We start from the raw sequence: 17,472 nt of genomic DNA, 5'->3' as shown, positions 1-17,472 counted from the left end.
GAGACCCCATGAGTCAGGACACGCCGTACATCTTCGATGCCCGCACCGCCGATTTCGACCAGTCGGTAATCGAAAACTCCTTCCACAAGCCGGTCCTGGTGGACTTCTGGGCCGAGTGGTGCGCGCCGTGCAAGGCACTGATGCCGATGTTGCAGCAGATCGCCGAGAGCTATCAGGGCGAACTGCTGCTGGCCAAGGTCAACTGCGATATCGAGCAGGACATTGTCGCCCGCTTCGGCATTCGCAGCCTGCCGACCGTGGTGCTGTTCAAGGACGGCCAGCCGGTGGATGGCTTTGCCGGCGCCCAGCCGGAATCGGCGGTCCGCGCCATGCTCGAACCCCATGTACAGATGCCGCCACCCAAGGCCGACGACCCCATGGAACTGGCCGAGGCGCTGTTCGCCGAAGGCCGCATCGCCGACGCCGAAGCCACCTTGAAAGTCCTGCTGGGCGAAGACAACACCCAGGCCAAGGCCCTGATCCTCTACGCCCGCTGCCTGGCCGAACGCGGTGAACTGGACGAGGCCCAGACCGTGCTCGATGCGGTCAAGAGCGATGAACACAAGGCGGCCCTGGCCGGCGCCAAGGCACAGATCACGTTCCTCAAGCAGGCGGCGTCCCTGCCGGATGCCGCCGACCTGAAGGCGCGCCTGGCCAAGGATCCCCAGGACGACGAGGCGGCGTACCAGCTGGCGATCCAGCAGCTGTCCCGCCAGCAGTACGAGGCGGCCCTGGACGCCCTGCTCAAGCTGTTCATGCGCAACCGCAGCTACAACGAAGGCATCGCCCACAAGACCTTGCTGCAAGTCTTCGACCTGCTGGGCAACGACCATCCATTAGTGACCACCTACCGGCGCAAGCTGTTCGCCGCGCTGTACTGATCTCTCCGGGGCCGGCCTGCCACAGGACACGCTGGGCAGCGCTGGCCCGCCTTCAGCCCCTCACGATACCCAGCTATAGATCGGCGTATCCGCGCCGCTGACGACCTTGACCCGGGCGCAGTGGCGCAGGCGCACCAACAACCGCTTGCCCGCCGCCGCACTACCGGCCAGACCCTCCAGCTGTTCCAGCAACTCCGGCCCGCTGAGCTGGCCGGCCTGGCGCAGCAGTTCCTGGGCGGTCTGCCACAAGGTGTCGTCCTGGCCCGGCGGTTTGCTGGCTACTGCGGCGGACGCTGGCTGGGCCGGTTGAGCGGCCTGCAACTGTGCCCCCAACTGTCCTGCCAACTGGGCCCAGTCGCCTGCGTCCAGCTCCAGGGTCAAATCCACCGGCAAGTCGCCGATGCTTCCACGAATCCGCAACATCGCTGTGCTCCCGAAAATTTCTGACGAGCATGCTCCCACGCGTCTTGCGCAACGCCAAGCAGGCGGTCAAACTCTGCCACCGATAGCGTTATAAGATTACATAACATTTATTTCACTTGCGTCCCGGAGACTTGCCATGCGCCGCCTGCTACTCGCCCTGCCGTTCGCCCTGTTGCCACTGGCCGCTACCCAGATCGCGCAAGCCCATGACCACGAACACGAGCATGAACACGGCAGCCTAGGCGCCCATGAACATGGCGTGGCCCGGTTGAATGCGGTGCTCGATGGCCAAGCCCTGGAGCTGGAACTGGAAAGCCCGGCGATGAACCTGGTGGGCTTCGAGCATGCTCCAGGCAGCGACGCCGACAAGGCCAAGATCAGCGCCGCCCGCAAGCAACTGGAGCAACCCCTGGCACTGTTCAGCCTGCCCACGGCCGCCAACTGCAGCGTGGCCAGCCAGGAGCTGGAAAGTCCCTTGTTCGGCGACCAGCCAGCCATGGCCGACCACGACGATGACGACGAAGGCGCCGCTGGCCATGAACATCACCACGAACACAGTGAGATCCACGCCCACTACCGCTTCGCCTGTGCCAAGCCCGAGGCCTTGAAGAACCTCGACCTGGGGCAGGTCTTCAAGACTTTCCCCGCCACCCAGAAAATCCAGGTACAACTGATTTCGCCAAGCGGCCAGCAAGGGGTCGAGGCCACCGCCAAGGCCGCCACCCTGAAGTTCTGAGGCCACGCCTTGCTCCAGCCGTGGCCCGGACACGGCAGGAGCCGACATTCATTCGCTGATCATCGGCCCGACATGACCCAAGCACTCATCGAACTGTCCGACCTGGGCTTCAACTGGCCCGGCCAGCCCCCGTTGCTGGACATCCCCGCCTTCGCCTTGCAAACCGGTGAAACCCTGTTCCTCAAGGGGCCCAGCGGCAGCGGCAAGACCACCCTGCTGGGCTTGCTGGGCGGGGTGCAGAAACCCACCCAGGGCAGTATCCGCCTGCTGGGCCAGGAGCTGGGCGAGTTGTCCGCCGGTGCCCGCGATCGCTTTCGCGTCGACCACACCGGCTACATCTTCCAGCAGTTCAACCTGCTGCCCTTCCTCTCGGTACGCGAGAACGTCGAGCTGCCCTGTCATTTCTCCAAGCTGCGAGCCAGCCGCGCCGTGCAGCGCCACGGTAGCGTCGACCAGGCTGCCGCGACCCTGCTGGCCCACCTGGGCCTGAAGGCCCCCGACCTGCTCGGCCGCCGCGCCGACTCACTGTCCATCGGCCAGCAACAGCGGGTCGCGGCGGCTAGGGCATTGATCGGCCAACCGGAGCTGGTGATCGCCGACGAACCCACGTCGGCGCTGGACCAGGACGCCCGCGAGGCCTTCATCCAGTTGCTGTTCAGTGAGTGCCGCGAAGCCGGTGCCAGCTTGCTGTTCGTCAGCCACGACCAGAGCCTGGCGCCGCTGTTCGATCGTCACCTGTCGCTGGCCGAACTCAATCGCGCCGCCAAGCCTGCCGAGGTCTGAGATGTATCTGTTCCGCCTAGCCATGGCCAGCCTGGCTAACCGTCGCTTCACCGCGTTCCTCACCGTGTTCGCCATCGCCCTGTCGGTCTGCCTGCTATTGGCGGTGGAACGGGTGCGCACCGAAGCCCGCGCCAGCTTCGCCAGCACCATCAGCGGTACCGACCTGATCGTCGGCGCCCGCTCCGGCTCGGTGAACCTGCTCTTGTATTCGGTGTTCCGGATCGGCAACGCCACCAACAACATCCGCTGGGACAGCTTCGAGCACTTCGCCAGCAATCCCAAGGTGAAATGGGCGATCCCGATTTCCCTGGGCGACTCCCATCGCGGCTACCGAGTGATGGGCACCACCGAGGCCTACTTCCAGCACTACCAGTACGGCCACCAGCAGAACCTGCAGCTGGCCGTGGGCCGGGCCTTCGCCAGCGATCCATTCGAGGTGGTGCTGGGAGCGGAAGTCGCCGAGGCGCTGCACTACAAACTGGGGGACCAACTGGTACTGGCCCATGGCGTGGCGGCCATCAGCCTGGTCAAGCACGATGACAAGCCCTTCACCGTGGTCGGTATCCTCAAGCGCACCGGCACCCCGGTGGACCGTACCCTGCACATCAGCCTGGGTGGCATGGAGGCGATCCACATCGACTGGCACAACGGCGTGCCGGCCCGTGGCGCGGGTCGGATCAGCGCCGACCAGGCGCGCAACATGGACCTGACGCCCCAGGCCATCACCGCTTTCATGCTGGGCCTGAACAGCAAGATCTCGACCTTCGCCCTGCAGCGCGAGATCAATGAGTTCCGCGGCGAACCGATGCTGGCGATTCTTCCCGGCGTGGCCCTGCAGGAACTCTGGAGCCTGATGGGCACTGCCGAGAAGGCCTTGTTCGTGGTCTCGCTATTCGTGGTCCTCACCGGCCTGATCGGCATGCTCACGGCGATCCTCACCAGCCTCAACGAGCGCCGTCGGGAAATGGCCATCCTGCGTTCGGTGGGTGCCCGCCCCTGGCATATCGCGACCCTGCTGGTACTGGAGGCCTTCGCCCTGGCCCTGGCGGGGGTCATGGCCGGGCTGGCGCTGCTGTACCTGGGCATCGCCCTGGCCCAGGGCTACGTGCAATCGAACTACGGCCTGTACCTGCCGCTGTCCTGGCCCAGCCCGTATGAGTGGACGCTGCTCGGCGGTATCCTGGTTGCCGCGCTGCTGATGGGCAGCGTGCCGGCCTGGCGCGCCTACCGGCAGTCCCTGGCCGATGGCCTGTCGATCCGTTTGTGAGCATCGATCCATGAAGATTCAACGCCTGCTTCACTCCCTGTTCGTCCTGTCGCTGCTGGCCAGCCCGGTCTCCTGGGCCGCAGCTGCGCGGGAGCTGACCTGGTCGGAAATGATCCCGGCCGGAGCTCCAGCCGAGGTGCCGAACATGAAGCCCCTGCACGACCTGTCGCAGATGAGCGATGCGCTGTCGGCCGAGTCGGCGCCGGCGGCCAAGCAGGAGCTGCCCGATGCCCCGGTGGTCCAGAGCCTCGATGGCCAGTCGGTGCGCCTGCCCGGCTACATCGTGCCCCTGGAAGTGAGCGAGGAAGGCCGCACCACCGACTTCCTGCTGGTGCCGTATTTCGGCGCGTGCATCCACGTACCGCCGCCACCGTCGAACCAGATCGTCCATGTCACCAGCGAGGTCGGGGTGAAGCTCGACGAGCTCTACCAACCCTACTGGGTCGAGGGCGACATGCAGGTCAAGCCTTCAACCAGCGAGCTGGCAGATGCCGGTTACCAGATGGCGGCGCAGAAGATCTACGTCTACGAACTGCAAGAGTGAGCGTCGATCACGGGGAACCTTGCGAACCTCGCGCCCCGGAAATCGAGGGCAAAAGAGTGCGGGACAGAAGAATAGTTCAGCACCGGAGCGGTGGGTTCGCGATTTCATTGAGCTGAGTCAAGGTGATCAACTTGACGATCCTTACCATTGGACATAGCCAATTTGAATCGTCCTTTGGAGCTCCCATGCATAAGTCCCTGCTTAGCGCCTCCCTGGTTGCGCTCGCACTCGCCGCCCCGATCGCCAACGCCCACGAGGCCGGTGACATCATCGTTCGTGCCGGTGCGATCACCGTCAACCCGAAAGCCAACAGTTCCGACGTCAAGGTCGACAGCGGCCCCCTGGCCGGCGCCAACCTGGGCGGCAAGGCGACCATGAGCAGCGATACCCAGCTGGGCCTGAACTTCGCGTACATGGTGACCAACAACGTCGGTATCGAACTGCTGGCCGCCACCCCGTTCGAACATGACGTGAAAATCAAAGACACCTCCCTGGCCCCGGCCAATGGCAAGCTCGGTACCCTCAAGCACCTGCCACCGACCTTGAGCGTGGTGTACTACCCACTGGACCATAAGTCGGCATTCCAACCTTATGTCGGTGCCGGTATCAACTACACCTGGATCTATGACGAACACGTAGGCAGCCGTGCCCAGGCGGCAGGTTTCGACAACTTCCGCGCCAAGAACTCCTGGGGCCTGGCCTGGCAGGTCGGTGCCGACTACATGCTGACCGACAACATCATGCTCAACGCCCAGGTGCGCTACATCGATATCGATACCCGGGCCTATGTGGACAACAATGCCCTGGCCGCTGGCACTCGCGCCAAGGTCAACGTCGACGTCGACCCTTGGGTCTACATGGTGGGCCTGGGCTACAAGTTCTAAGCCCAAGCCCCATGAAAAAGGCGCCCTCGAGGCGCCTTTTTCGTGTCCGGAAAAACGTCAGCGACCCAACAGGCGGGCCAGGCCGACGCTCATCGGCGTGGGCTCGGGAAAGCGGAAGCGCTGCAGCAGACGCTGGTTACTGGCCCGCGAATGACGAATGTCGCCGGAACGGGCAGGGCCATGACTGATGGGGGGCAGCTCGCCCACAACCTCGCCCAGGGCTGCCAGCAGTTGCTTGAGCGTGGTCGCCTGGTTCAAGCCAACGTTGACCGCGCCCTCTTCCAGTCGAGGAGCCTCGATGGCTTGTACCAGCACTTCCACCAGGTCACCGATATAGACGAAGTCCCGGGTCTGTTCGCCATCGCCGAATACCGTGATCGGCAGCCCCTTCTGGGCCCGCTCGCAGAAAATGCTGATCACCCCGGAGTATGGCGACGAAGGATCCTGGCGTGGACCGAAGATATTGAAGAAGCGGAAGATCGCCGGCTCCAGGCCGTGTTGGCGCCGATAGAAATCCAGGTAGTGTTCGCTGGCCAGCTTGTCGCTGGCATAGGGGGTCAGCGGTGCCTTGGGCGTATCTTCGTCGATGGACTGGCCTTCGCCGTTATTGCCGTAGACCGCCGCGCTGGAGGCGAACAACACCCGTTTCACGCCCTGCTCGCGCATGGCCTCGCAAACGTTCAGGGTGCCAATGAAGTTGCTCTGGTGGGTCTGTACCGGATCGTCCACCGAGGCCTGCACCGACGCCACCGCCGCCAGGTGGACCACGGCGCTGCAACCTTGCATGACCCGATTCACCAGGGCGGCATCGGCGACATCCCCTTCGATCAGCTCGACACGCGGATTATCCAGCGGCAGGTTGGCTGGCTTGCCTGTGGACAAGTCGTCCAGCACACGCACCGAGTAACCCTTGGCGAGCAGCGCATCGGCCAGGTTCGAACCGATGAACCCAGCGCCGCCGGTGATCAATACAAAGCCGTCAGCCATGGCGATAGAACCTATCCAGTAAAGCCGGGAGCGCGGCACGCCAGGCGCGCGGCTTGATCCCGAAAGTGTGAAGAATTTTCTTGCAGGCCAGTACCGCGTGCTGCGGTTCTTCGGCGGCATCGGCGAACGCCGCGTGGGCCTGGGCAGTGGGCGCCTCGACAGCCAGCGGGTGCAGCTGTCGCGCCTCGCCGAGTACCGCCTGGCCCAGGGCCAGGGGCGTGGTCGCTTCCTGGCCAGCGTAGTGGTAGGTGCCCCACAACGGCGCGGCACAGTCGAGTTGCTTGAGCACCGAGATGATCACTCGCGCGGCGTCATCCACCGGCGTCGGATTACCCCGGCGATCATCCGCCATGAGCAGTTCCTGCGCCGACTCGGCCCGGGCCAGGAAACGCCCGAGAATGCCCTCGGCGCTGTCATCGAGCAGCCAGCCGAAACGCAGCAGCACATGCTGCGGGCAAGTGGCACGCACGCTCTGCTCGATCCGCCACAACGCCTGGCCATGCAGGCCCAGGGGAACGGGCTCGTCCTTCTCGCTGTAGGCGGTGGCCCGCGAGCCGTCGAATACCCGGTAGCTCGAAGGTTGCACCAGGATGATGTTGTGGTGCTGGCAGAGTTCGGCCAGTCGCTCGACCGCTCGCTCCTGGCCAGCCAGGCGCGCCTCGCTCACCGTCTCCGCCTGGAACCAGTCGAAGTAGTAGGCCAGGTTGATCAAGGCATCCGGACGGGTGTCGTCGAGCAATTGCGTGAGGCTCGCGGCGTCCCAACCGTCTTGCGGCGGACGGGGCGCGAGGAAGCTGATGTCTTCCTCCGCACCCAGGCGAATCAGCGCCTGCCCAAGGGCATTTCCGCCGCCCAGTAACATAAGGCGCATTCGCATAGAGTCAGCAGGCCCAGTGTGTTCGGAACGTTGGTTTGGATTGGTCAATTCCCGGGGAGCCAAGCCGCCGGGTATTGCCGGAATCGTTGCATTTTGCGGGTTTGTGGCGCAACCGTCACTGAGAAAGTGCGCTCCCCCTCCCCTCGAGCGTAGCCACTGGCGCGGGCCAGGTCGCCGCCAAGCCCCCGGGCCAGGCGGTGGTCGGCACCGTATCGGACAAAAGGGGCCGGTAGCCGCCAGGCGGGCGCTTGCAAGTTGCCCCGGGCGGCCGCATAACGTCAGCCATGAACCTTGCCGAATCCGCGAACCTGCCACTGGACGCTTTCCATCCAGCCGTCCGTGCCTGGTTCCAGCGTACCTTCGCCGCCGTGACCACGGCCCAGGCCCAAGCCTGGCCGCTGATCGCCCAGCGGCGCTCGACGCTGATCGCCGCCCCCACCGGCTCGGGCAAGACCCTGACGGCCTTTCTCGCCGTACTCGACGACCTGGTGCGCCAGGGCCTGGCCGCGGGCGGCGAGCTGCCGGACGCCACCCTGGTGGTCTACGTCTCGCCGCTCAAGGCCCTGAGCAACGATATCCAGGTCAACCTCCAGCAACCCCTGGCCGGGATCACCGAGCAGCTGCGCCTGATGGGCCTGCCGGAGTTGACCATCCGTACTGCCGTGCGCACTGGCGACACCCCGCAGAAAGAGCGCAACGCCATGCGACGGAATGCGCCGCAGATCCTCGTCACCACTCCCGAATCGCTTTACGTGCTGCTGGGCTCGGACTCGGGACGTCGGATGCTGGCCAGCACCCGGACGGTGATCGTCGATGAAATCCACGCCCTGGCCGGCAGCAAGCGCGGCAGCCACCTGGCCCTGAGCCTGGAGCGCTTGCAGGCGTTGTGCCGCGCGCCCTTGCTCCGCATCGGCCTGTCCGCCACGCAGAAACCCATCGAGGCGGTATCGCGCTTCCTGGCCGGACGCGACCGGCCCTGCAAGATCGTCGATATCGGCCACTCCCGGCCCCGGGACCTGGACATCGAGGTGCCACCCGTGCCGCTGTCGGCGGTGATGTCCACCGATGTCTGGGGCCTGGTGTACGACCGCCTGGCCAGCCTCGCCCGGGACCATCGCACCACCCTGATATTCGTCAACACTCGGCGCCTGGCCGAGCGCTTGAGTCGCTACTTGAGCGAGCGCCTGGGACGCCAGGCGGTGGCCGCCCACCATGGCAGCCTGGCCAAGGAACAACGCCTGGCCGCCGAACAACGGCTCAAGGCCGGCGAGTTGCAAGTGCTGGTGACCACCGCGTCCCTGGAACTGGGCATCGACATCGGCGACGTCGACCTGGTCTGCCAGATCGGCTCGCCGGGCTCGATCTCGGCTTTTTTGCAACGGGTCGGGCGTTCCGGGCACCAGGTTGGCGGCACCCCCAAGGGCCGCTTGTTCGCCCTGACCCGCGACGACCTGATCGAATGCACCGCCCTGCTCGATTGCGTGCGCCGGGGCGAGCTGGACGCCCTGTCGATCCCCAAGGCGCCGCTGGATGTGCTGGCCCAGCAGATCGTCGCCGAAGTCAGCTGCCAGGAGTGGTCGGAAGAAGCGCTGCTGGAGCTGGTGCGCCGCGCCAGCCCCTATGCCGGGCTTGACCTGCAGCACTACCAGGCGCTGCTGCGGATGCTCACCGAAGGCTTCAATGGCCGCCAGGGCCTGCGCAGCGCCTACCTGCATCGCGACGCCCTGGCCCGGACCCTGCGCGGGCGCCGCGGCGCCAGGCTGACTGCGGTCACCAGCGGCGGCACCATTCCCGACAACGCCGACTACAGCGTGCTGCTCGAACCCCAGGGCCTGAACATCGGCAGCGTCAACGAGGACTTCGCCGTGGAGAGCCATGCCGGCGACGTGTTCCAGCTGGGCAATAACGCCTACCGCATCCTGCGGGTGGAAACCGGCAAGGTACGGGTCGAGGACGCTCCCGGCCAGCCACCGAGCCTGCCGTTCTGGCTCGGCGAGGCGCCTGGGCGCAGCGCCGAATTGTCGGCAGCCGTAGCGCGCCTGCTGGCCCGCCTGGATCAACTACTGGGCGCCGCCCCAGGCCAGCTGCAAGCGGCCATCGACTGGCTGCGACAGGAACCGGGCCTGAGCCAGGCCTGCGCCGAACAGCTGGTGGAATACCTGGCGCCGGCCCGCCAGGCCCTGGGCGCCCTGCCGTCCCAGGACACCTTGATCATGGAGCGCTTCTTCGATGAGTCCGGCGGCACCCAGCTCGTCATCCACAGTCCCTTCGGCAGCCGCATCAACCGTGCCTGGGGCCTGGCCCTGCGCAAACGCTTCTGCCGCACCTTCAATTTCGAGCTGCAGGCCGCGGCCAGCGAAGACGCCATCGTCCTGTCGCTGTCCACCAGCCACAGCTTCGCCCTGGATGAAGTGTGGCGCTACCTGCACAGCAACAGCGCCGAGCACATCCTGGTCCAGGCCCTGCTCGATGCCCCGCTGTTCGGCGTGCGCTGGCGCTGGAATGCCGGGGTGGCCCTGGCCCTGCCACGCTACAGCGGCGGACGCAAAGTGGCGCCGCAGATCCAGCGAATGAAGAGCGAAGACCTGATCGCCAGTGTGTTTCCCGACCAGATCGCCTGCCTGGAGAACCTCGCCGGCGAACGGCAGATTCCCGATCACCCGCTGGTGGAGCAAACCCTGGACGACTGTCTGCACGAAGCCATGGACAGCGCGGGCTGGCTGCAACTGCTGCGGCGCATGGAACAAGGCCAGGTGCGCCTGCTCAGCCGTGACCTGCCGGCGCCCTCGCCACTGGCGGCGGAGATCCTCAGCGCCAAGCCCTATACCTTCCTCGACGATGCGCCCCTGGAGGAACGCCGTACCCAGGCGGTGCTGGCCCGGCGCTGGAGCGACCCTACCGCCAGCGACGACCTGGGCGCCCTGGACCCCGGCGCCATCGCCGCAGTGGCCGAAGAAGCCTGGCCGACTCCCGCCGGCACCGACGAAATGCACGAGGCCCTGATGAGCCTGGCCTGCATCGACGACGCCGAGGCGAAGGCCAACCCCGGGTGGATCGAGTGGTTGCAGGCATTGGCCATCCAGGGGCGCGCCTGTCGCTTGCAGGCGGCCAGCGGCCCCCGGTTGTGGCTGGCGGTGGAGCGCATCGCTTGCCTGCAGGCCCTTTATCCACAAGCGTCGCTGCAACCGCCGTTGCTGCCGATAGCGGGTTTCGCCCCGGCCTGGGAGCCGGAGGAGGCCTTGGTGGAAGTGATCCGCGCCCGGCTCAGCGGTTTCGCGCCACTGACCCTGGAGCAGGTCGCCACGCCCCTGGGCCTGCCCGAGGAACAAGTGACCCGGGCCCTGGCCCGGCTCGAAACCGAGGGTTACGTGCTGCGTGGCCACTTCAGCCCCGGAAGCGATGCGCAGCAGTGGTGCGAACGTCATCTGCTGGCACGGATCCATCGCTACACGGTCAAGCACCTGCGCCGGGAAATCGAGCCTGTGGCGCTGCAGGACTTCATGCGTTTCCTGTTCGACTGGCAGCGCCTGTCAGCGGACACCCGGGGCCAGGGCAGCGCCATGCTGGCCGAGGTGGTGGGCCAGCTCGAAGGTTATCCGGCGGCCGCCTCGGCCTGGGACAGCGACCTGTTGCCGGCACGCCTGAAGGACTACTCCAACCACTGGCTGGATGAGCTGTGCCGCAGCGGCAAGGTGGCCTGGAGCCGGATCAACGCCAGCGGCAAACCGGCCAACGGTGCTTTGCGCAGCACACCGATCGTGCTCCTGCCGCGGGCCCAGGCCCCCCTCTGGAACGGCCTGGCCACCCCGCTCGGCGCCGAGCTGTCGGCCAAGGCGCAAAAGGTCCAGGCCCTGCTGGGCCAGCAAGGTGCGCTGTTCTTCGATGAACTGCTGCACGAAAGCCACCTGCTGCGTAGCGAACTGGAAAGCGTGCTGCAGGAACTGGTGGGGGCCGGGCTGGTGAACGCCGACAGCTTCGCCGGCCTGCGTGCCCTGATCACTCCGGCGAGCAAGCGCCAACAACGCAGCAGCCGCCGCGGGCGCGGCGCCTTCAGCGGCGGCATGGACGACGCCGGGCGCTGGGCCCTGCTCCGGCGCTCGGCGAACCAGGATCCGAGCGCCACCCTGGAACACGTGGCCATGACCCTGCTGCGCCGCTATGGCGTGGTGTTCTGGCGTTTGCTGGAGCGCGAGGCCGACTGGCTGCCCAGCTGGCGCGAACTGCTGCGCACCCTGCATCGCCTGGAAGCCCGCGGACAAATCCGTGGCGGGCGTTTCGTCAGCGGCCTGGCGGGGGAACAATTCGCCTTGCCGGAAGCCATCCCGCTGCTGCGCGAAGTACGCCGCCGCCCTCACGACGGCAGCCTGGTGGCGGTGTGCGGGGTGGACCCGCTGAACCTCGCCGGGACCCTGCTGCCCGGCCCCAAGGTCCCGGCCCTGGGCGGCAACCGCCTGGTGTACCGCGATGGCCTGCCGGCCGCCGCCGAGATTGCCGGGGTCCAGCATATCTGGCTGGATCTGGCCCCCGAGGAGGCCCAGGCCCTGCGCCACAAGCTGGTACGGCACCGCCTGTAGCCACCTCGAGAAGCCAGCGACCGCCAGCATCACTGCGCGCGGGGCGACTCGGGCAACAACAGCGCCGACTCCTCCTGCTCCGGGTCGTCTTCATGGGGCCGCCGCGCCGGCAGCATCACCTGTTGTGGATAAGTCTGGGCGAAATGCACCCATGGGGAGTTATCCACAAGCTTCTTCAAACGCTGGTTGAAGGCCCGCGTCACCGCGTACTGGCCGCCGGACACCGTGCGGAACTGCGCCGTCAGCACCACGCCGTTGAGGTCCATCTTGTCCACTCCGAACACGTCCAGGCCGCCTTGCAGGCTGTACTTGAGGAATGGGTCATCGCTGATGGAGCGACCGGCCTCGCGGATCAGCTCGATGGCCTTGTCGACATCCGAGTCGTAGGTGAACTGTACCGAGAAGAAGGCGAAGGCGAACTGCCGCGACTGGTTGGTGACCGCCTTGATCTGGCCGAACGGCACCGAATGCACGAAACCCTTGCCATCGCGCAAGCGCAGGGTACGGATGGTCAGGCCCTCCACCGTCCCGGCGTGGCCGGAATCCAGCACGACCCAGTCACCGATGGACAAGGTGTCCTCGATGATGATGAACAGGCCGGTAATCACGTCCTGCACCAGTTGCTGGGAACCGAAACCGATGGCCAGGCCGACCACCCCGGCACCGGCCAGCAGTGGTGCGACGTTGATCCCCACGTTGGCCATGGTAGTGATCGCACAGATCACCACCAGGATGATTTTGATCGCGTTGCGCAGCAGCGGCAGGATGGTCTTGACCCGGGTGCTGGGCTGGCGGGCCGAACGCTTGTTGGCCGGCGGCTTCAAGGCTTCCTGGATCGCCGTGTCCAGCACCACCCACAGCAGCCAGGTCACCAGGAAGATCAGGCCGATGCTGCTCAGCGAGTCACTGATGGCCCGACCCACACTGTTGCGCTGGGCGAACTCGAACAGCGAGATGCCCCAGATGCGCCCGAGGAGCTCGATGAAGGCAATGGCCATCACGATACGCAGCAATGCATGCAGCAGGCTGAGGAAGCGCTCCTTGTAGGCGCTGCTGCGCTGGATCGACTGGGCGCTGCGCGATTTGAACAGGTGCTGCAGCAAGGTGCTGAGGAACACCGTGGCGATCAGCAGCGCGGTGGTCAGCAAGGCACAGCGCAGGGCTTCCTGGCTGTCCTCGCCGGCACCGATCAGGTTGACCGCCGAGACCAGCGCCATCAGCAGGATCGGCCAGTACCAGAGCCCGGAAAAGATCCGCAGCGATTCCTGCAACGCCGGCTGCCCGAGGCGCTGGGACAGCGGGCGATTGCGGATCAACTGCGCCACCGGCCGGCGCAGGCGGACCACCAGCACGGCGAAGAACAGAGTGGCCAGCAATCCGGTGACCACCGCCACGCTGCTGGTGATGTTGCCCCCCAGCTGGCGCGCGATCTGCGGGCTGGCCAAGGCATCGCTGAGGGCCGCGAGAAAGCCCATGAGGAACAACGGCTTGGGACAGTAGCGGCGGATCACCCGGACCGCCGGACGCTTGTGCCCCACGTTGAACAGTACGATCAGGCACAGCAACACGCTGGTGGAGACGATGCCGCTGCTGGTGGCGTAGGCCAGGCACAAGGCCAGGGCCCGTCCCACGGAGCCGGACAACGAGTGACTGACGTACAGCGTCAGGGGCAGGCTGATCAGGGCCGGCAAGGTGTAGGGCAGAAGGTATTCCAGCAAGGCCTGGCCACGGGGGCGAGCCAGCAGCCAGCGTTGTCGCGCCAAACGGCGGGCCAGCCAGCCTCCCAGCAGCGTCAGCAGCACGAAGCTGCCGAGCCAGGTGCCGGACAGCACCAGGAAGTCCCCGACTACGCCCCAGCCGGAACGGTCCGATGGCTGGTTGACCAGGCGCCCGACCTCGTCCGCCGCACGATCGGCGCGCAGGCGCCAGGCATCGAGCAGGTTCTGGTTGAGGTCGAGCTTGTCCTGGACCTCATCGAGGCTCGAACTGATGGCGCCCAGCAACCCACCCTCGACCAGCAGTTCCGGCTTGGCCGGAGTCTCGGCCGGGGCGCTCGGCGCGGGGGCGGCATCCAGCTCGCGGCTGCCCAGCAAGAGCAGCACCCCGAGCAGAATCGCGGTCTTGAGATTCAACACAACGCGGGCTCCTTCAGCAGGGTCTGTAAGGAACTGATCAACAAACGCCCGGCAAGTTCGCCTGGATTGCCCGGCCCTGGCCGCTCATTCGCCGCGATCCTTGACCTGGCGGCAAGTATGTTGTGCCGATATCCGTATTTTTCTGCACGAACCGAAAGCGGACACTGCGCGCCATTGAACTTCAACCGGAGTCGCAGTGATGCCCATTGCCTTGCTCGCGCTGACCCTCAGCGCATTCGCCATCGGGACGACCGAATTCGTCATCGTCGGCTTGTTACCCACCATCGGTGCCGACCTCGGGGTCAGCTTGCCGTCCGCCGGGCTGCTGGTCAGCCTCTACGCCCTCGGGGTAGCCATCGGCGCCCCGGTACTCACCGCCCTGAGCGGCAAGGTTGCGCGCAAGCTCTTGCTGCTGTCGCTGATGGTGCTGTTCACCCTGGGCAACCTCTTGGCCTGGACCGCGCCCAGCTATGAATCCCTGGTGCTGGCACGAATCGTCACCGGCCTGGCCCACGGGGTGTTCTTCTCCATCGGTTCGACCATCGCCACCAGCCTCGTGCCCAAGGAAAAAGCCGCCAGCGCCATCGCCATCATGTTCACCGGACTGACCGTGGCCCTGGTCACCGGCGTTCCCCTGGGTACCTTCATCGGCCAGCACTTTGGCTGGCGCGAAACCTTCCTCGCAGTTTCCGCTCTGGGGGTGATCGCCTTTGTCGGCAGCCTGCTGTACGTGCCGAAGAAGATTACCCACAGCCGCCCGGCCTCGCTGCTGCAGCAGTTGCAAGTACTGAAACAGCCACGCCTGCTGCTGGTCTACGCCATGACCGCGGTTGGCTACGGTGGCTCGTTCATCGCCTTCACCTTCCTGGCGCCGATCCTCCAGGAGATTTCCGGCTTCAGCGCCAGCACCGTGAGCCTGGTGCTGCTGGTGTACGGCGTGTCGGTGGCGGTGGGTAATATCTGGGGCGGCAAACTGGCGGACCGGCGTGGCCCGATCGGCGCGCTGAAGATCATCTTCGCCCTGCTGGCCAGCGTCCTGCTGTTGCTCACCTTCACTGCCGGCAACCCATGGCTGGCGCTGCTTACCGTGCTGCTGTGGGGTGCGGTGGCCTTCGGCAACGTGCCCGGCCTGCAGGTCTATGTGGTGCGCCAGGCCGAACATCACACGCCGCAAGCGGTGGACGTGGCCTCGGGCCTGAACATCGCCGCGTTCAACCTGGGCATCGCCGGCGGCGCCTGGCTAGGCGGCCTGATCGTCGCCCGACTGGGGTTGATCCATACCGCCTGGATCGGTGCGCTGGTGGTGCTGGTGGCCCTGGGCCTGACTGCCCTCAGCGGTCGCCTGGATCGCCGGGACCCGGCCTTCGCGGCAACGACCGGCAACGCTCGGGTCGCAACGGGTCACTGAGGCAGGTTTTGCGCAACGGGGCGCAGCCGAATGGTGGTTTGGCTGCCCCCGGTCGCAAGGCCAGCCGTCCGGCGCTCAGGGGGTGCGGCCGACGCCGAAACGATTGCGGTACTCGCTGGGCGCAAGCCCGGTGATCTTCTTGAACAGGCTGCGAAATGTCGCCGGGTCCTGGTAACCCACGGTCCAGGCGATGTGATCGATGGTGCCGTTGGTGAACTCGAGCATTTCCCGCGCCTTGCCCACTCGCAAGTGCTGGCAGTACTGGGTCGGCTTGAGCCCGGTGGCCGCGCGAAAGCGCCGCAGCAGGGTGCGTTCTTCGAAACCGGCCTGCTGCGCCATCGCCGCCAGCGACACATCCACCGCGCCATTGGCCTGCAACCAGTGCTGCAACTTGAGGATCGCCGCATCGCCGTGGCTGAGGATCGGGGCGAAATTGCTGCCGCACTGGCTGGCGCTGTCGCTGTGCTCCATCACCAGAAAGCGTGCCGTGGCCCTGGCCACTCCTGGCCCCATCAAACGGTCCACCAGGCGCAGCCCCAGCTCGGCCCAGGCCATCAGGCCGGCAGTGGTGATCAGGTCGCCATCGTCGACTATGGGCTGCTCGGCCTCGAGCCGCACCTGTGGATAACGGGCCGCGAAGGCCTTGGCCGAGGTCCAATGGGTGGTGGCGCTGCGCCCGTCGAGCAAACCGCTCTCGGCCAGCATGATCGACCCCACGCAGACGCCCCCCAGGGTCGCCCCGGCGGCATGCTGCTGGCGCAACCAGTGGACCAGGGGCGCAGAGACCTGGCTGGCGCAGAAACCGGCCAGCGCCGGTGGGATCACCAGCGCCTGCAACCCGTCGCCAGCGCCTTGCAGGCTGTCGTATACCCGCGCCGGAGCCTGCTCGGCATCCACCTGCCAATGACTGACCCGCAGCAGCGGCAGGTGCCCGCCGGGCTGCTCGCCGGCTACCCGGTTGGCCACCGCGAACAGGTCGGTCAGGCCATGCACCGCGGCCATCTGCACGCCCGGATAAAGCAGCACGCCCAGCTCGGCGACCGCGCCTTGAATAGCCACTGTCAGTTTTCCCCCTGTTTATGTCGATGCGGCCAATCCTCGAAGCGCTGCTGCGTGCCGATACTGGGCCCCAGGTCGAACACTCACTTGGAGACAACCCCATGGCCAGACAGGCACTCATCGTAATCGATATCCAGAACGACTACTTCGTCGGCGGCAAATGGCCGCTGGTAGGGGTCGAGGCCGCTGCCAACAACGCCGCTCGGCTGATCCGGGCCTTTCGCCAGAAAGCCGCGCCGGTGGTGCACATTCGCCACGAATTTGCCTCCGCCGACGCGCCGTTCTTCACCCCTGGCTCGGAAGGTGCTCAGTTACATGCCAAGGTCCGCAACCAGGGCGATGAACCGGTGGTGCTCAAGCACTACGTCAACGCATTCCGCGAAACCGAATTGCAAACGATCCTCCAGCGGCAAGGCATCGAGGAACTGGTGATCGTCGGCAACATGAGCCACATGTGCGTGGAAGGCACCGCCCGGGCCGCCGCCGACCTGGGTTACCCGGTGCAGGTGATCGACGACGCCTGCGCCACCCTGGACCTGGAGTTCAACGGCAGGCAGGTGCCCGCGGCCCAGGTGCAGAGCGCCGTGATGGCGGCCCTGGCATTCGCCTATGCCAGGGTCCTGTGCACCGATGAGTTCCTGGCGTCAGCCTGACACTCCCGAAGTTCCAGCGGTGCGTTCGCAGGTTGCCCGGGACAATGGGCAACCTGTAACGGACGCTACCCAGCACAACTAGACGGCAGCACTGGCTGAACTGTCGCTCAACTAACGAAGATCAAGCTGGCGCTCAACTTGAAGGCAATCATGAGAATGAGTTTCATTAGTTGTGACAAGTTTAATCAAACAGAAAATTAATTTAACAATCCATGAATCGATTCTATTAAATGGAATTAAAAACAAGCCAGCTATTCAGTA

Annotated in this window: 14 protein-coding genes; 9 read left to right on the top strand and 5 right to left on the bottom strand. The window is 65.8% G+C overall.

All coding sequences use genetic code 11. The features are described 5' to 3' along the window. Positions 1-8 precede the first annotated feature (8 nt). Positions 9-881: a thioredoxin gene (gene trxA, locus ACK6AU_RS19675; protein ID WP_185698195.1), complete on the top strand. Its 873-nt coding sequence runs from the start codon at positions 9-11 to the stop codon at positions 879-881. 60 nt (positions 882-941) lie between these two features. On the opposite strand, the gene ACK6AU_RS19670 is transcribed toward trxA, so the two are convergent. Further along, positions 942-1,304, bottom strand: coding sequence for a hypothetical protein (locus ACK6AU_RS19670; protein WP_409300833.1), 363 nt, complete (start codon positions 1,302-1,304; stop codon positions 942-944). 136 nt (positions 1,305-1,440) lie between these two features. Between ACK6AU_RS19670 and ACK6AU_RS19665 the strand changes: the two genes are divergently transcribed. From ACK6AU_RS19665 to ACK6AU_RS19645, 5 genes are all read left to right on the top strand, one after another. Then, a complete protein-coding gene (locus ACK6AU_RS19665) occupies positions 1,441-2,040 on the top strand; it encodes a DUF2796 domain-containing protein (protein WP_185698193.1) in 600 nt (199 codons plus the stop codon). Positions 2,041-2,112: 72 nt separating this feature from the next. Next, a complete protein-coding gene (locus ACK6AU_RS19660) occupies positions 2,113-2,823 on the top strand; it encodes an ABC transporter ATP-binding protein (RefSeq protein ID WP_185698192.1) in 711 nt (236 codons plus the stop codon). A gap of 1 nt (position 2,824) precedes the next feature. Then, the gene (locus ACK6AU_RS19655; RefSeq protein WP_409300830.1) at positions 2,825-4,090 is read left to right on the top strand and encodes an ABC transporter permease; all 1,266 of its coding nucleotides are present in this window, start codon (positions 2,825-2,827) and stop codon (positions 4,088-4,090) included. 10 nt (positions 4,091-4,100) lie between these two features. Further along, positions 4,101-4,634 (top strand): DUF3299 domain-containing protein, encoded by a 534-nt coding sequence (locus tag ACK6AU_RS19650; protein WP_185698190.1) that lies wholly within the window; start codon positions 4,101-4,103, stop codon positions 4,632-4,634. A 185-nt stretch (positions 4,635-4,819) separates the two neighbouring features. Beyond that, entirely contained in the window at positions 4,820-5,518 is a 699-nt protein-coding gene (locus tag ACK6AU_RS19645; RefSeq protein WP_185698189.1) for an OmpW family protein, read from the top strand. A 57-nt stretch (positions 5,519-5,575) separates the two neighbouring features. Here ACK6AU_RS19645 and ACK6AU_RS19640 read toward each other — a convergent pair whose 3' ends face one another. Further along, complete coding sequence (locus ACK6AU_RS19640) at positions 5,576-6,505, bottom strand: NAD-dependent epimerase/dehydratase family protein (protein WP_185698188.1); 930 nt, start codon at positions 6,503-6,505, stop codon at positions 5,576-5,578. After that, positions 6,498-7,382: a sugar nucleotide-binding protein gene (locus tag ACK6AU_RS19635; protein ID WP_185698187.1), complete on the bottom strand. Its 885-nt coding sequence runs from the start codon at positions 7,380-7,382 to the stop codon at positions 6,498-6,500. Before ACK6AU_RS19635 ends, ACK6AU_RS19640 begins: the two co-directional genes overlap by 8 nt. A gap of 284 nt (positions 7,383-7,666) precedes the next feature. Between ACK6AU_RS19635 and ACK6AU_RS19630 the strand changes: the two genes are divergently transcribed. Continuing rightward, complete coding sequence (locus tag ACK6AU_RS19630) at positions 7,667-11,956, top strand: DEAD/DEAH box helicase (RefSeq protein ID WP_409300827.1); 4,290 nt, start codon at positions 7,667-7,669, stop codon at positions 11,954-11,956. A 29-nt stretch (positions 11,957-11,985) separates the two neighbouring features. On the opposite strand, the gene ACK6AU_RS19625 is transcribed toward ACK6AU_RS19630, so the two are convergent. Then, entirely contained in the window at positions 11,986-14,091 is a 2,106-nt protein-coding gene (locus ACK6AU_RS19625; protein ID WP_409300825.1) for a mechanosensitive ion channel family protein, read from the bottom strand. 199 nt (positions 14,092-14,290) lie between these two features. On the opposite strand from ACK6AU_RS19625, the gene ACK6AU_RS19620 reads away from it, so the two are divergent. Beyond that, positions 14,291-15,499: an MFS transporter gene (locus ACK6AU_RS19620; protein ID WP_409300823.1), complete on the top strand. Its 1,209-nt coding sequence runs from the start codon at positions 14,291-14,293 to the stop codon at positions 15,497-15,499. A gap of 75 nt (positions 15,500-15,574) precedes the next feature. On the opposite strand, the gene ACK6AU_RS19615 is transcribed toward ACK6AU_RS19620, so the two are convergent. After that, positions 15,575-16,501 carry a GlxA family transcriptional regulator gene (locus ACK6AU_RS19615; protein WP_409300857.1) on the bottom strand — a complete coding sequence of 309 codons (927 nt, stop codon included), beginning with the start codon at positions 16,499-16,501 and terminating at the stop codon, positions 15,575-15,577. A gap of 158 nt (positions 16,502-16,659) precedes the next feature. On the opposite strand from ACK6AU_RS19615, the gene ACK6AU_RS19610 reads away from it, so the two are divergent. Then, entirely contained in the window at positions 16,660-17,211 is a 552-nt protein-coding gene (locus ACK6AU_RS19610) for a cysteine hydrolase family protein (RefSeq protein ID WP_409300821.1), read from the top strand. Positions 17,212-17,472 lie beyond the last annotated feature (261 nt).

Origin of the sequence: Pseudomonas sp. KCJK8993, assembly GCF_046230915.1 — a bacterium.
In the GTDB taxonomy this organism is placed as follows: domain Bacteria; phylum Pseudomonadota; class Gammaproteobacteria; order Pseudomonadales; family Pseudomonadaceae; genus Aquipseudomonas; species Aquipseudomonas piscis.
The sequence above is the reverse complement of the archived record's forward strand: the minus strand, read 5'-3'. Positions and strand labels throughout refer to the sequence as shown.

Bases quoted from the DNA above. Each gene is read 5' to 3' on its own strand.
- trxA (WP_185698195.1), top strand. From the start codon at position 9: ATGAGTCAGGACACGCCGTACATCTTCGATGCCCGCACCGCCGATTTC.
- ACK6AU_RS19670 (WP_409300833.1), bottom strand. From the start codon at position 1,304: ATGTTGCGGATTCGTGGAAGCATCGGCGACTTGCCGGTGGATTTGACC.
- ACK6AU_RS19665 (WP_185698193.1), top strand. From the start codon at position 1,441: ATGCGCCGCCTGCTACTCGCCCTGCCGTTCGCCCTGTTGCCACTGGCC.
- ACK6AU_RS19660 (WP_185698192.1), top strand. From the start codon at position 2,113: ATGACCCAAGCACTCATCGAACTGTCCGACCTGGGCTTCAACTGGCCC.
- ACK6AU_RS19655 (WP_409300830.1), top strand. From the start codon at position 2,825: ATGTATCTGTTCCGCCTAGCCATGGCCAGCCTGGCTAACCGTCGCTTC.
- ACK6AU_RS19650 (WP_185698190.1), top strand. From the start codon at position 4,101: ATGAAGATTCAACGCCTGCTTCACTCCCTGTTCGTCCTGTCGCTGCTG.
- ACK6AU_RS19645 (WP_185698189.1), top strand. From the start codon at position 4,820: ATGCATAAGTCCCTGCTTAGCGCCTCCCTGGTTGCGCTCGCACTCGCC.
- ACK6AU_RS19640 (WP_185698188.1), bottom strand. From the start codon at position 6,505: ATGGCTGACGGCTTTGTATTGATCACCGGCGGCGCTGGGTTCATCGGT.
- ACK6AU_RS19635 (WP_185698187.1), bottom strand. From the start codon at position 7,382: ATGCGAATGCGCCTTATGTTACTGGGCGGCGGAAATGCCCTTGGGCAG.
- ACK6AU_RS19630 (WP_409300827.1), top strand. From the start codon at position 7,667: ATGAACCTTGCCGAATCCGCGAACCTGCCACTGGACGCTTTCCATCCA.
- ACK6AU_RS19620 (WP_409300823.1), top strand. From the start codon at position 14,291: ATGCCCATTGCCTTGCTCGCGCTGACCCTCAGCGCATTCGCCATCGGG.
- ACK6AU_RS19615 (WP_409300857.1), bottom strand. From the start codon at position 16,501: ATGGCCGCGGTGCATGGCCTGACCGACCTGTTCGCGGTGGCCAACCGG.
- ACK6AU_RS19610 (WP_409300821.1), top strand. From the start codon at position 16,660: ATGGCCAGACAGGCACTCATCGTAATCGATATCCAGAACGACTACTTC.